11 protein-coding genes are annotated in these 13,881 nt (G+C 75.1%); 3 read left to right on the forward strand and 8 right to left on the reverse strand.

The genetic code is table 11. From position 1 onward, the window contains the following. Nucleotides 1-477 precede the first annotated feature (477 nt). The 3 genes from rosag_RS05300 to rosag_RS05310 all read right to left on the reverse strand — a co-directional run bounded on the left by rosag_RS05300 (nucleotide 478) and on the right by rosag_RS05310 (nucleotide 3,092). On the reverse strand, nucleotides 478-678 hold the full coding sequence (locus rosag_RS05300) for a cold-shock protein (RefSeq protein WP_284349008.1): 201 nt from the start codon (nucleotides 676-678) through the stop codon (nucleotides 478-480). A gap of 275 nt (nucleotides 679-953) precedes the next feature. Next, nucleotides 954-1,577 carry a phosphatidate cytidylyltransferase gene (locus rosag_RS05305; RefSeq protein WP_284349009.1) on the reverse strand — a complete coding sequence of 208 codons (624 nt, stop codon included), beginning with the start codon at nucleotides 1,575-1,577 and terminating at the stop codon, nucleotides 954-956. Between the two features lie 18 nt (nucleotides 1,578-1,595). Beyond that, nucleotides 1,596-3,092 (reverse strand): GWxTD domain-containing protein, encoded by a 1,497-nt coding sequence (locus tag rosag_RS05310; protein WP_284349010.1) that lies wholly within the window; start codon nucleotides 3,090-3,092, stop codon nucleotides 1,596-1,598. Nucleotides 3,093-3,260: 168 nt separating this feature from the next. Between rosag_RS05310 and rosag_RS05315 the strand changes: the two genes are divergently transcribed. After that, nucleotides 3,261-4,178, forward strand: a complete 918-nt coding sequence (locus tag rosag_RS05315) for a serine/threonine-protein kinase (RefSeq protein WP_284349011.1) — start codon at nucleotides 3,261-3,263, stop codon at nucleotides 4,176-4,178. A gap of 169 nt (nucleotides 4,179-4,347) precedes the next feature. Here rosag_RS05315 and rosag_RS05320 read toward each other — a convergent pair whose 3' ends face one another. Beyond that, nucleotides 4,348-5,568 carry a sensor histidine kinase gene (locus rosag_RS05320; protein WP_284349012.1) on the reverse strand — a complete coding sequence of 407 codons (1,221 nt, stop codon included), beginning with the start codon at nucleotides 5,566-5,568 and terminating at the stop codon, nucleotides 4,348-4,350. Nucleotides 5,569-5,669: 101 nt separating this feature from the next. Here rosag_RS05320 and pyrE point away from each other — a divergent pair, with 101 nt between their 5' ends. Continuing rightward, on the forward strand, nucleotides 5,670-6,260 hold the full coding sequence (pyrE, locus tag rosag_RS05325) for an orotate phosphoribosyltransferase (RefSeq protein ID WP_284349013.1): 591 nt from the start codon (nucleotides 5,670-5,672) through the stop codon (nucleotides 6,258-6,260). Nucleotides 6,261-6,277: 17 nt separating this feature from the next. On the opposite strand, the gene rosag_RS05330 is transcribed toward pyrE, so the two are convergent. Continuing rightward, on the reverse strand, nucleotides 6,278-7,435 hold the full coding sequence (locus rosag_RS05330) for a histidine kinase (protein WP_284349014.1): 1,158 nt from the start codon (nucleotides 7,433-7,435) through the stop codon (nucleotides 6,278-6,280). A 149-nt stretch (nucleotides 7,436-7,584) separates the two neighbouring features. On the opposite strand from rosag_RS05330, the gene rosag_RS05335 reads away from it, so the two are divergent. Next, a complete protein-coding gene (locus rosag_RS05335; RefSeq protein ID WP_284349015.1) occupies nucleotides 7,585-9,303 on the forward strand; it encodes a methyl-accepting chemotaxis protein in 1,719 nt (572 codons plus the stop codon). Nucleotides 9,304-9,316: 13 nt separating this feature from the next. On the opposite strand, the gene mnmE is transcribed toward rosag_RS05335, so the two are convergent. The 3 genes from mnmE to yidC form a co-directional block, all read right to left on the reverse strand. Next, nucleotides 9,317-10,729: a tRNA uridine-5-carboxymethylaminomethyl(34) synthesis GTPase MnmE gene (gene mnmE / locus rosag_RS05340; protein WP_284349016.1), complete on the reverse strand. Its 1,413-nt coding sequence runs from the start codon at nucleotides 10,727-10,729 to the stop codon at nucleotides 9,317-9,319. 257 nt (nucleotides 10,730-10,986) lie between these two features. Beyond that, nucleotides 10,987-11,823: an MBL fold metallo-hydrolase gene (locus rosag_RS05345; RefSeq protein ID WP_284349017.1), complete on the reverse strand. Its 837-nt coding sequence runs from the start codon at nucleotides 11,821-11,823 to the stop codon at nucleotides 10,987-10,989. A 208-nt stretch (nucleotides 11,824-12,031) separates the two neighbouring features. Continuing rightward, nucleotides 12,032-13,771 carry a membrane protein insertase YidC gene (gene yidC / locus rosag_RS05350; protein WP_284349018.1) on the reverse strand — a complete coding sequence of 580 codons (1,740 nt, stop codon included), beginning with the start codon at nucleotides 13,769-13,771 and terminating at the stop codon, nucleotides 12,032-12,034. Nucleotides 13,772-13,881 lie beyond the last annotated feature (110 nt).

Here is a 13,881-nt window from a genome sequence, read left to right on the forward strand (position 1 = left end):
TAGAGCGAATCCCGGCGGCGGGCAGGGGAGCGCGACGGGCTGCGGACTGCGGGCTGCGGATCTGCTCCGTGTCCTCGGCCGCCAGCGTCGCGCCCGCACTCCTTGCCGTTGGAGGGATGCGGATGCTCCGGATGAGAACGGATCAGACGGATCGCTCCGTGTAGCGCATGGGGCGTCGCCACCACGCGGGACGATCCGAAGCATCCGCTCGGATCCGGAGCATCCGGATCCTCCCCAACAGACAAAGGGGTCCAGCGCGTGCAACCCGAACTACGACAGCAGACGGGATGACAGGATGACGAAGCAGCTCCGTGCCGGCGCCTGGAGCATCGCGCCACACGGAGCCTTCTGGGCATCCTGTCAAAGCAGTTCGCCGTCCAGACCCGCAGTCCGCAGCCCGCAGCGCCGCAAAAGATCACCGCCCGCCAGGCGCGTGGCCTGACGGGCGGAGACAGTCGCTCGACCGTGGAGGGAAGATCAGACCTTCGTCACGTTCGCGGCGTGCAGACCCTTGTCGCCGGTCTTGATCTCGAAATCGACCAGCTGTCCTTCGACGAGGGTCTTGAACCCGTCCATCATGATCGCGGAGAAGTGGACGAACACGTCCTCGCCGCCGTCCTGCTCAATGAAGCCATAGCCCTTGGCGTCATTGAACCACTTGACCTTCCCTCTGGCCATTGGAACTGTCTCCTGCCCGGTGGATGCCCGGTGAAGCGGAAGCGTGCCTGCGCCTGCGTGCGCACGGGTGGGAGGTGCGCGCGGGTGAGGACAAGCCGGTCGGCTTGCGCGGGCCTATATAGGATTGGCCCGAAAGCTTGTCAAGGGAATGGGATGCGTGTACCGCGCACCACGGGGCGTCCGCGCCACGGTGACCACGCCCGCCCTCACGACTCGTTCACGATTCCGGCATTGGTGGCCGGATGCGCCCAAAGGTGCGAAAGGGCCCACCCGCGTCAGAGCCGCGACGCGACCAGCGCGCCCACCACCGTCGCGAGCTGCGCGCCGCCACCCGCCGCCAGCGCCACGCGCACGTTGTCGTCGAACGGCCCGCGCGGCCGCTCGGCCAGCGCGGCGGCGACCGCGCAGGCCAGCGCCGCCCCCGGCGCGAGCCGCGCCACCAGCAGCGCGCCGAGGACCGTCGCCACCGCGCACGCGATGGTGCCCGCCCACGTCTTGCCGGCAGCACCCGCTGTGGGCGTCACGCGCCGCGCGCCCGCCCACCGCCCGATCACCGCGGCCGCCGCGTCGCCCAGCGCGACGGCGAGCATCGCGGCCACCGCCACCGCGCGCGGGAAGAGCGCGAGGGCCAGCACGTACGCGACGAGCATCCACGTCGCGCCCGACCAGCGCGCGCGCTCGTGCGGCCGCAGCAGGTCGCCCACCGCGCGCTCGAACGGCGCGCGCACGCTCGGCACGCGATGGCGCGCGACCTCCACGCCCAGCGCCACCACGAGCGCGCCGCCGAGCAGCGCCGCGAGCACGTCGCGACGGAGCCCGGCGGCGTAGGCCGCCGGCACGACCGCGGAGGCGAGGTGGATCGCCTTGCGCGCGACCTCGTGCCGGAGAGTGACGGCCACGCCGCGCGGCGCCTCGCGCTACTTCACGAGGCGCTGGCGCAGCGCGTTCTGCACGACCGCCTGGCTCTGCGTGTTCAGGCGCCAGCGCCCGAAGCCGCTCTGGTCCACGAACACCAGCGTCACGCGCGGATCGCGGTACTCCCACACCTGCGTGCGGCCGCGGACGTTCTGCTCTGGGCCGTTCGGGTCGAGGATCTGATCGGGCTCGCCGAACGCGAGGAACGCGGTGCCGCGGTCGGTGAGCCAGCCGCTCGTCGCCTCCTCGCGGAAGCGCGCGTTGGCGGCGCGCAGGCGCGTGAAGTACTCGCGCAGCCCCTCGTGCTGCGCGGTCGCGGGCACCGGATCCGTCTCGCGCAGGAACGTCGACCACGCGGCGGCGCGCGCCTCGGGCGTGGTGTCGCGCAGCACGCGCAGCCGCTCGGGCGTGGCGTAGTAGCGCAGGTAGTTCACCATCTCCTCGAACGACGCGACCGGCAGCTCCTCGCCGAGCGACACGAAGAGCGGCGCGCGCACGGAGTCGGGGCCGGTGGCGCTCACGCCGTCCATCGCGGGGCGCACGACGTCGAGCGCGACGACGCCGATGCCGGCGCGCGCGACGGGCACGCGCACGACGCCGCTGTAGAGCGCGAGCGGCGCCGCGGCGGCGGCGCTCACCGAGACCACGCGCCGCTCCAGCGACACGGTGTCGCGCCACAGCTCGGGACCCGCGGCGACGCGGATCGCGGTGCGCAGCGTCATGCGCGCCGGCGCCTCGGGACCGCCCGCGGCGTACGTCTCGAGGTAGACGGGCACCAGCGAGTCCTGCCCGAACACGACCGCCGCGCGCGGGCTGGCGACGAGGCGCGGCAGGGTGTCGAGGCGCGCGCGCGGCGTGACCTCGTACGCGAGCACGGGCGTCGACACGGTCCCGGCGCCGAGGCGCGGCACGGTGACCGGCACGTCGACGACGCTGCTGCGCGAGGCGCCGATGTCGCGCACCGCGAGCGCCACCGTGTAGCGCCCCGGCGCGAGCACCATCGCCTGCGTGAACAGCACGCTCTCGTCGGTGCGCGCGGTCTCGCGGAAGGTCGCCACGCGCACCGCCTCGTCGCTGGCGAAGGAGCGCACGCGTCCGCCGGCCACCGAGGCGTCGGGGCGCACGTCCAGGCGCACCTGGTAGTTGGCGCGGTAGCGGTCGCCCTCGCGCACGAAGGCCAGCGCGCGGTTGGCGAGCGACAGCGTCAGCACGGCCAGCGTCGAGTCGTCCGAGCGCGCGAAGTAGGCGATGGTGCCGACCGCGGGCAGGTCGCCCCTGGGGACGATGAGCCCCATCTGGCTGTAGATACCCGTCATCTCGGTCAGCGGGCCCGGCACGCCGGCACGCCGGGCGTCCGGGCGCGGGCCGCCGGCCGGGTCGTCCACCCGCGGGCGCGACGCGCAGGCCGTGAGCGTCGCGCCCGCGGCCAGCGACAGGGCGAGGGCGGCACGAAGGCCGCGGACCCGGGGAGCGGCGGCGCGCGGGAGGACGCTGGACATAAGGACGGGTTCTGGCTGCGAAGGCTCGGCTCGCCGGAGGGGCGGCGGCACGAATGTACCCCGGGGTGCGGGGATTGTGCGACGGCGCGGGCGGGGCGCGGCGCCCGCCCACGTCGGAGAAACACGCTTCGCTTGCATCCCCCCGGCCATCGTCGGTAGAGTTGCCGCATGTCCCGAGAGAGCCTGGTCGGCACGACCCTCGCCGGCTACGAGATCCGCAGCGTGGTAGGGGAGGGCGGCACCTCCGCGGTGTACCGGGCCGACCACCCGACGCACGGGACCGTGGCGCTCAAGGTCCTGCGCGATCGCCTGCGCCAGGATCGCACGGCGGTGGCGCGCTTCGTCCGCGAGGCGCAGTACGGCGGCCGCGTCCTGCACCCCAACGTCGTCCGCACGATCGAGATCGGCGAGGCGGAGCCGGGGCTGCACTTCCTGGCCATCGAGTGGGCGGGCGGCGAGATCCTGGAGCGCTACGCCAAGCGCCACTGCCCGCTCGCCCCGTCGGAGGTGGCGGACATCGTCGAGCAGATCGCCGCCGCGGTGCAGGCCGCGCACGACGCCGGCATCGTGCACCGCGACCTGAAGCCGGAGAACGTGATGTACGATCCGGCGACGCGGCAGGTGAAGCTGCTCGACTTCGGCATCGCGGCCGAGACGGACCAGGGCGCGGACGAGCGGCTGACGCGCGCGGGCTTCTTCGTCGGCACGCTGATGTACGTCGCGCCCGAGGCGCTGTCGGGCGAGATGGTGACCGCCGCCGCCGACCAGTACTCGCTCGCCACGATCGCCTACTTCCTGCTCTCGGGCTGCCACCCGTACTCGGGCAAGTCGCCGCGCGAGATGTTCACGCAGCTCCTCTCGCAGCCGCCGCTCCCGCTGAGCAAGGCGAAGGAGGGGCTGCTGGTGTCGCCCGCGATCGAGGCGGTGGTGATGCGCGGCCTCGCCAAGTCGCCGGCCGAGCGCTACCCGAACGTGCGCACCTTCGCGCAGGAGCTGCGCAACGCGCTCGACGCGCCGACTCCGGAGCCGGAGCGGAGCGCGCAGCCGGGGATGCTGGGGAAGATCAAGGGACTCTTCAAGCGGTAAAGCGGAGAACGGAAGGGCGGAGGACGGAACCGCGGACGACGATACGGCGCGATACGAAAGGGCGGACCTCACGAGCTTGACGCTTCAAGCCGAGAGGTCCGCTTTTCCGTTTCACGCCGTATCGGTTTCCGCCTCATCGTCCTCCGCCGTTCCGTCCTCCGCCTTCTGGCTACGCGTCCACGCGTAGCCAGAGGGTGAAGGTGGCGCCTCGCCCCGGCGCGCTCTCCACCGTCAGGTCGCCGCCCAGCAGCCGCGCGAGCCGCCGCGAGATGGCGAGGCCGAGCCCCGTGCCGCGTACCGCGGAGTCGCCCGTGCGCGGGCCGATCTGCTCGAACTCGTCGAAGATGCGCTCGTGCTCCTCGGGCGGGATGCCGATGCCCGTATCGATCACCTGCAGCGCCACCCAGTCCGTCGCGTCGGGCTCCGGCTCGTCGGCGCGGCGGCGCATCCCCGGCAGCAGGCGCGTCGCGGCCAGCGTCGCGGCCGTCGCCGCCTTCGCCGCGCCCACCAGCCGCGCGCCGTCGCGCGACTCCGACGCCTCGTCGCGCCGGCGGGCGACCGCGGCGCGCACCGCGATGCGTCCCTCGGGCGTGAACTTCACCGCGTTGCCCAGCAGGTTCACGAGGATCTGCCGCAGGTGCGTGGGATCCGTGCGCACGCGCGGCAGCGTCACCGGCACCGCGAGCGAGAGCGCGAGCCCCTTCGCCTGCACCAGCGGCTCCAGCTCCGTCGCCACGTCCAGCACGAAGGGGCGCAGCTCCACCGCCTCGGGCGCGACGTCCAGCCGGCCGGCGGAGATCTTCGCCAGGTCGAGGATCTGGTCCACGAGCTGGCGCAGGTGCGCGGCCGACGACGCGAGCCGCTGCACGGGCGCGGTCTGCCGCGGCGTGAGCGGGCCGTACACGCCGTCGTGCAGGAGGTCGACGAAGCCGACGATCGCGTTCAGCGGCGTGCGCAGCTCGTGCGACACGTTGGCGAGGAACTCGCTCTTCGTGCGGTTCACCTGAATCAGCTCGCCCGAGAGCCGCTCCAGCTCCGCCGAGCGGTCGGCGATGCGGCGGCTCAGGCGGCGCTCGTGCGCCAGCCCCACCGCGACCGACCCGAGCGCGGCGAAGCCGAGGCACCACGCGCCCAGGCGGAGCCGCCAGAGATCGTCGCCGCTGGACGCGCCGTCGGCGCTGGAGACGACGGCGTCCGTCGGGCTGCGCGAGGCCGCCAGCGCGCGCCGCGCATCGGCGGCGTGGCCGATGGCGCGCTCGGTCGCCCACAGCCCGCCCAGCACGCCGCCGAACGCGATCGCCAGCGCGGCCGTCGCCAGGCGCGAGCCCGTCGTGCGGCGCGGCGGGATCGGCACCACGATCGGCGCGTAGGGCGTGAGGCGCGGCGTCATGCGCGGCTCCACACGGTTGTCGACGCCGACGGGCCGCGGTATGCTGCCGCGCGCGGGCGCGCATGCGCGCCGCGCGCCCTCGCCTCGCACCACGCTGCCCGATGTCCCACCCGTCCGCTCCCGACGACGCCTCGCAGGAGGCTTCCGCGCGCCTCGTCGCGCTGCTGGCCGAGCGCTCCGCGCGCCGCGGCGACTTCACGCTCGCGTCGGGGCGCCGCTCGACGCTCTACGTCGATGCGCGCCTCACCACGATGAGCCCCGACGGGCTCGCGCTCATCGGCCCCACCGCGCTCGCCGCCATCGCGCGCGAGGGCTGGAGCGTCGACGCCGTCGGCGGCCTCACCCTCGGCGCCGACCCGGTGTCGTACGCCATCGCCTACGCGAGCGCGCTCGCCGGCCGGCCCGTGCGCGCGTTCACGGTGCGCAAGGAGGCCAAGCAGCACGGCACCGGGCGCCTGATCGAGGGCCCGTTCCGGAGCGGCGACCGCGTGGTCGTGGTGGAGGACGTCATCACCACCGGCGGCTCCGCGCTGCGCGCCGTCGAGGCGATCCGCGCGGCGGGCGGCACCGTCGTCGGCGTGCTGGCCGTCGTCGACCGCGAGGAGGGCGGCCGCGAGGCGATCGAGGGCGCGGGGCTGCCGGTCGTCGCGCTCGCGCGCGCGGCGGACATCGTCGCCCGCATGCCGGCGTAGCACGACGCGGCGCGCGCTCACGCCGCGCCTCCGTCGTCGGCCGCCAGGTCGGGGAGCAGGAGGTGCAGCGCGGGCGCGTCGTCCAGCGCCGCCGCGTCGTCGGCGCGCGAGAGCCCGGGCGCGCCGGTGGTGAGCCGCCCGCCCGCCGCGGCCAGCAGCGCGGCGGCCAGCGTCACGCCGGCCGCGTCCCAGCGCGGCGCGCCGTCGTCGGCGTCGGGCGCGGACTCCGGCGCATCGGCCGGCAGCCGCGCGATGCGCAGCACCGGCGCGCCCGACGACGCGCGCCCCGCGGCCGGACTGGGACGATCGACGCGCAGCACGTCGCCGCGCCGCGCCTGCGCGAGGCCGGCCAGCATCAGCACCGTCAGCGCGAGCTCGATCGTCGCCGGCTCCACGGTCGTCGGCGGCTCGTCGGGCACGTGCGCGACGTCCACCTCGCACCCCGCGTCGCGCGCGGCGTCGCGCACCTCGCGCCGCGCCGCGTCCGCGAGCGCGCGCAGCGACACCGCCTGCTGCGCCGCCAGCACCGACGCCGCCGCGCGGTCGTCCAATCCGTCGGTGATGAGCTGCGCCAGCGTGCCGGCGTTGCGCGCGACCATCGCGCGCATGCGCGGATGCTGCCGGCTCTCCACCGGCAGCGCCTCGTCGTCCATCAGCGCCAGCGCGCTCTGGATGGTGCCGATCGGGTTGCGCAGGTCGTGGCGCAGCGTGCGCCAGCGGGTGCGCAGCGACTCGCGCTGCGCGTGGAGGAAGCCCGCCACCGCCGCCTGCGCGTGGCCGGCCGCGAGCCGCTGCAGCCGCCGCGCGAGCGCCAGCGCGGCCGCCGGCGTCGCCGCCACGTCCGCCGGCGCGTCGGCCACCACGCGCTCCGCCTCCGCCAGCAGCACGGCGAGCAGCAGGTCGGCGTCGCGCTGCACGTGCGGGATGGCCAGCCCGGCGCCGTGCGCCGCCACCCCGCTGCTCCATCCCAGGCGCATTACCTCACCGGCTGGCCAGGCGTCCTTCGTCAGGCCGGCGGCCAGCGCCCGCACCACGGCCTCGGGTCCCGACGCCACGGCGCCCGCGGGCGCGTCCTGCCGCGGGGTCGCGGCGACGGCGCGGGTCTGCCAGTGGACCGCCAGCTGCGGCGCGCGCGCGTGCAGCGCGGCCGCAACGAACTCCGAGAGGGAAGTCACGCCGTGATTCCAGGTCTGCGATCCGAGAGCCGCCGCCGCCGTCGCCGTCACGGGCGGGTGGCGCCGTGAGCGCCCAACGCGCCACGGGTACCGCCGGTGCCACCGGTGCCAGACGCGCGCCAGCGCAGGACGCGCGGCCGGCGCGCGGCGTGTCCGCGCCGGCGCTCGCGCGCCCCACGCACGATGATGGGGTCCAAACCTCCGGCGCGCCACACCTCGCGTCGCCACTTACGTCACCGGACGCGCCACATCGCGACGCCGACGGCGCGCTCGCGGCGGAGGCGCGCGTCAAGGACGTCCTGACCTTCCGCCTCGGCGCCAGGCGGCGCGTGCGCTGCGCGGTCCTCATGGGCATCGCGCTCGGCGCCGCGCGCGTGGCGGGCATCACCGACGCGTCGCCGACGCTGATGGTGACGCTGTTCAGCGCCACGATGGCGGTCAGCCTCGCCGCCGAGCTGCTGGCGCGTGCGTTGAGCCGCAGGGAGGGCGCCTGGCGCCCATGGCTGCAGCCGACGTTCGCGATCGTCGACGCGCTGCTGATCAGCGGCAGCGTCGTGGTGTTCGGCGCGCCGGCGATGGCGCTGCTCTACATGGTGGCGATCGTCCCGTACTCGTTCGACCGCGGGCGCTCCATCGGCTGGGTGGCGACGCTGGCGTCGGTCGCCGGCTTCCTGGGCGCCAGCTGGGCGCACGCGCAGCTCTTTCCCGCGAGCGCGCCGTCGGCGACCGCGGTCCTCGCGGCGGCCGCGCTGCTGCTCGCGGTGGCGCTGCAGATCGTGCCACTGCCGGCGCGGCTGATCCGCCGCGTGCGCGCGACCCGCACCGCGATGGCGCGCGCCGAGCATGGCGACCTGTCGGCGCGGGCGGCGGCACGCCACCACGACGAGCTGGGGTTCCTGGAGCTCGGCTACAACCGCATGCTGGACGAGCTGGTGGGGCTGCTCGAGACGGTGCGGGCTGAGGCGGCGCAGGTGGTGGCGGCGGCGGGCGCGCTGGACCACGCGAGCGCGGGGCTGGCGCGCGGCGGCGAGACGGCGCGCGGCGAGACCGAGGCGATGGCGAGCGCGCTGGAAGGGCAGCGGCACGAGGTGGGCGAGGCCGCGCGCCGCGCCGCGCAGGCGGCCGATGCCGCCGCGCGCCTGCAGCTGCGCGCCGCCGACGCGGCCGACGAGGCGCGCGCGCTGGCCGCCGCCGCGGGCACGGGCCGCGACGCGGTGGCCGACGCGGCGCAGACGCTGGTCGAGGTGGGGGCGCGCGTGCGCGACTCGGCGGCGTCGGTGGCGGTGCTGGTGGAGGCGTCGGCGCGCGTGGGCACGCTGGTGGCGACCATGCAGCGCCTGGCGCGGCAGACCAACCGCGTGGCGCTCAACGCCAGCATCGAGGCGGCGCGCGCGGGCGACGCGGGGCGCGAGTTCGCGATCGTCGCCGACGCCATGCGCCGCCTGGCCGAGGAGAGCGCGCAGGCCGCGCGCGCGGCGGGATCGTCGGTGGGGCGCGTGCGCGACGAGATCGACACCGTCGCGCGGCTGCTGGCCGCCAACGAGCAGGCGGTGCGCGACGTCGGCGAGGTGGCGTCCGGCGCGGTGGACGCGTTCGAGCGCGTGGAGGCGGGCGTGGCGCGCATCGACACGGTGACGAGCGACGCGTCGTCGCTCGCGCTGGCGCAGGGCGGCGCGCTGCGCGACCTCGCGGCGGCCGTGGAGTCGGCGGGGCGGGTGGCGGACGACGCGGCCGCGCGCGCGCGCGGCGCCGCGCAGGCGATGCGCCGTCAGGGCGCGTCGATCGACGAGGTCGCGCGCACCGCGCGCGGGCTGGGCGCGCTGGCCGCGCGGCTGCGCGCTGCGGCCAGCGGCCGCTCGGCCAGGTAGCGCCGAGCGACCTTCACTTCCCGACGCAGAACGTCCCGAACACGCGGTCGAGCACGTCCTCGACGTCGACCGCGCCGATGACGGACTCCAGCGCGCCGACGGCCGCACGCAGATGTACCGCGGCCACCGGCGCCGGGAGCGCGTCGTCGCGCCACGCGTGCGCAAACGCGTCGAGCTCCTCGCGCGCCGCCGCGAGCGCGTGCTGGTGGCGCGCGTGCGTGACGAGCGGGAGATCGGGAGCGCTCCAGCGCGCATCGACGGCATCGACGGCGGCTCCGAGCAACGCATGCAGTCCCGCACCCGTCTCGGCACTCACGAAGTGCAGATCGAGCGCCGAGCGCCGAGCGCCGAGTGAGGATCCTCGCTCGGCGCCCGGCGCTCGGCGCTCGTCCTGCTTGGTCAACAGCGGCAGGACCGGCGCATCGGTGATCGTCTCCACGTAGTCGATCGTCCGCTGCACGTCGTCGATCGTCTCCCCGCACGCCAGCACCGCGTGCGCGCGCCGCAGCCAGCGCTCGCTCACCTCGATGCCCAGCCGCTCGACGCGGTCGTCGGTGTCGCGCAGCCCCGCGGTGTCGATCAGCCGCAGCGGCCATGGCGCGCGCCGGCCGTCGACGGGCGCGGGCTCGACGACGACTTCGAGCGCGTCGCGCGTGGTGCCGGGGATCTCGGTCACGAGCGCGCGCGCCTCGCCGGCGAGCGCGTTGAACAGCGACGACTTGCCCGCGTTGGGCGGCCCCGCGATGACGACGATCGCCCCGTCGCGCGCGATCGCGCCCGCGGGCACGGTCGCCAGCAGCGCGTCGATGCCGCGGCGCGCCTCGTCCGCCGCGTCGGCGACGCGCGTGCGCGACACGGGCCCGTCGTCCTCCTCGGGGAAGTCGATGTCGTAGGCGAGCAGCGCCTCGACGTGCAGGAGCGCCTCGCGCAGCGCACCGACACGCCGCGACAGCCCGCCGTCCAGCTGCGTGAGCGCGGCGCGCCGCATGGCCTGCGTGCGCGCGTCGATCAGCGCTCCCACCGCTTCCCCCTGCGCGAGGTCGAGCTTCCCGTGCAGCACCGCGCGGCGCGTGAACTCGCCCGGTGCGGCGGGGCGTGCACCCGCCGCGGCCAGCGCCGCCAGCAGCGCCGCCGGCACCGCGGTCCCGCCGTGCGTCGCGATCTCGACGACGTCCTCGCCCGTGTACGAGCGCGGGGCGGGGAAGCACGTCACGAGCGCGCGGTCGATGCGCTCGCCGGTGCGTGGGTCGCGCAGCGTGAGCAGCGTCGCCACGCGCGGCGCGGGCGGCCACGGCGCGGCGACCGTCTCCACGAGCGCGAACGCCGACGGCCCGCTCACGCGCACGACCGCCAGCGCGCCCCGTCCGGGCGCGGTCGCCAGCGCGGCGATCGTGTCGTCGAGGGCGAGGGGGTCGGTGGCAGACACTCGGTAATGCTAGCGCTGCGTGCCGCGTGCTGCGTGCCCCGCCCCGGTGCGCTGAACCCCTTCGCCCTTGGGCGAGGGATGCGGATGCTCCGGATCGAGACGGATGCTTCGGATCGCTCCGCGCTGCGGCGACGCTCCATGCACCGGAGAGGAACGATCCGAATGATCCGTTCAGATCCGGAGCATCCGCATCCCTCCAAAGGCCAACAGGTCCGGCGCGCCGACGTGCTCCGAGCGGCCCTCAATGCTGCGTGCAGCTACGACGCCGCCTGCCGCTCCCCCGCCGTCTCGACCGTCCAGCTGTCGCCCGGCTCCAGGATCCGCACCGCGTCGCGATGCCGGTGCGTCGGCAGCATCGCGCGCAGCCGGTCGATCGCGTCGTTGGCGCCGGCGCTCAGGTGGTTGAAGGTGCCCCAGTGGTACGGCACCATCCACCGCGCGCGCAGCCGCTCGAACAGGTCCAGCGCGTCGGCGTAGGTGAGGTGTCCGGCGCGGAAGCTCCGCTCCTTCCACCACGGCGCGTGGCCGATGGGGAGCAGCGCGACGTCCAGCGGACGCCCGGCGGCGTGGCAGACGCGGTCCGCCAGCGCGTGCGTCGTCGCGGTGAGCCCCGTGTCGCCGGCGAAGAACGCGCTCCCCGCGTCCGACTCCAGCAGGTACATGTTCGCCTCGGCGCGCCAGCGGTCGACGCCGTACCGGCTGCCGACGTGCGTCGCCGCCTCCGCGTGCACCGAGACCGCCGCGCCGCCGTCGCGCGGCGCCAGCTCCACCGTCGCACCGGGAGCGAGCGCCCGCACCTGCGCGAAGCCGCGCCCCGCCAGCCAGCGCGCGACCGCCGGCGGCGCGTACACCGGCACGTCGCGCGACAGCGCCGCGAGCGAGTCGAGCGACAGGTGGTCCATGTGCGCGTGCGTCACCAGCACCGCGTCCAGCCGCGGCAGCGCGTCGAGCGCGATCCCGGGTGGCGCCACCCGCCGCAGCCGCTCCCCGAAGGTGAAGCGCCCCAGCGAGGCGTCGAAGTTCGGGTCGGTCAGCAGCGTCACGCCACCGAGCTCGATGAGGAGCGTCGCGTGGCCGATGTAGGTCAGACGCACGGTGAGGCGGAGAACGGGAAGGGGGAGGACGGAAGGGCGGAAGACGATGGAGCGTGAGACGGAACGGCGGAGCCGAGCGCACGCTTCACGCCAGCGCCTGCCAGCAAACGGAACGGCGGGGCCGCGCTCTCGCGCCGACCCCGCCGTTCCGCCTCACGCCGTTCCGCTCTCCGCGGTACCGTCCTCCGCCGTTCCGTGCTCCGCCTTCTCAGGCTCTCTTCAACGGTGTCCCCTGTACCAACGGCGGCGCCGACTTCGACCGCTCCCGCGCCAGCAGCCACTGCTGCGGCAGCGCGACCAGGTTCTGCACCAGGTAGTACAGGTTCAGCCCCGAGGCGACGTTGAGGAAGAAGAACAGGAACATCGCCGGCATCATGTACGTGATCATCTGCGTCTGCGGGTTCGGCGGCGCGGCGCGCATGCCGATCCACGACAGCAGGAAGCTCGTCCCGGCCACCAGCACCGGCATGATGTAGTACGGGTCCTTCAGCGACAGGTCCGGCAGGTAGAACCACTCGACGCCGCGGAACTCGATCGTGTTCTGGAACACGAAGAAGAGCGCGAAGAAGATCGGCATCGGCAGCAGCATCGGCAGGCAGCCCGTGAGCATCGCGAACGGGCTCACGTCGTGCTCCTTGTAGACGCGCATCATCTCGACCTGCAGCCGCTGCGGGTCGTTCTTGTACTTCTGCTGGATCGCCTGCAGCTCCGGCTGCACGCGCTGCATGCGGATCTGCGAGCGCATCGCGTTCTGCTGCAGCGGCCAGAGGAGCAGGCGCACCAGCACGCCGAGCGCGATCAGCACCGCGCCGTACGACAGGCGCAGCGCGTCGTGCATCCACAGGATCAGGCGGATGACGATCGTCGCGAACGGCTGCACGATCCCCTGCAGCCAGCCGCCGTACGGGTTCGACGTCTCGAACTCGCGCCCCATCGCCACCAGGCGGCGCCACTCCTGCGGGCCCGCGTAGCCGTCGAACGCGAAGCCGCCGTTCGTCAGCGGCACCACCACCGTGCCCTGCGCGTGCGTCGCCACCTTCGCGCCGCGCACGCCGCCGGTGATCGACAGCTCGCTGAACTGCTGCCCGTTCGGGGCGAGCACGCCGAGGATGAAGTACTTGCTCTTCGCGACGGCCCACGTGAGCGGGCCCGCGATCAGCTCGCGCTCGCCCGGGTCGAGCTTGCCGAACGCGACGCTGCTGGCGTCGTCGTTCTGGGGCTTCCAGGCGTACGCGAGGTGGTTGTAGTGGTCGAGCGTGTCCTTCTCGGTCGGCGCGATGGTCGCCGGCATGTCGACCAGCAGGAACGCGGGGCCGGTCACGCCGGCCGTGCCGCGCACCTGCAGCGTGTAGTTGTCCGGCGCGAAGCCGTACGTGATCGACACCGGGATGCTCTGGCCCAGGCGGCTCGTCGCCGTGCCCTGGAGCTGCACCGTGCCGCCGGCGCGCGTCGCCCGCATCGGCGTGCGCGCGAGCGCGATCGTGTCGCCCGGCACCACCAGCCGGTACGACAGCAGCGGCTCGCCGCGCCGCGCCAGCTGCGCCGACCCCTGCGTCCCCGGCGCCAGCGTCTGGTAGTTGCGCATCTCGGCGCCCACGAGCGCGCCGCCGGCGCTGCTGACGGCGTAGGCCGCGCGGCTCCCGGCCACCAGCGCCGTCTCCACCGGAAGGGCCGGCGTGGCCGCGCCGACGGCCGGCGTCCCCGCCGCCGTCGTGTCGCCGGCCACGCCCGCCACCGCGGGCACACCGGGCGCACCGGGCGCACCGGGCGCGGGCGTCGCGGCGGCTCCCGCGGGCGCGGGCTGGCCGGGCTGGGCCGCGGCGATGCTGTCCGCCGTCGCGCCCGGGCGCTTCGCCGGCGCGGGCGGGGTCGGGAAGAGGAACTGGGTCGCGACGATCACCAGGACGGTGAGCGCGATCGCGAGGAGGAGCCGTCTATTGTTTTCCATGAGGGGAAGCAGACATCACGTACGTCGACGCTCGGCGCTCCGCGCTCGGCGCTCGGCCACGTCGTGCGAACGGGCGGAGCGCCGAGCGCGGAGCGCCGAGCGTGAGGGGA

The organism is Roseisolibacter agri, from assembly GCF_030159095.1.
Classification (GTDB): domain Bacteria; phylum Gemmatimonadota; class Gemmatimonadetes; order Gemmatimonadales; family Gemmatimonadaceae; genus Roseisolibacter; species Roseisolibacter agri.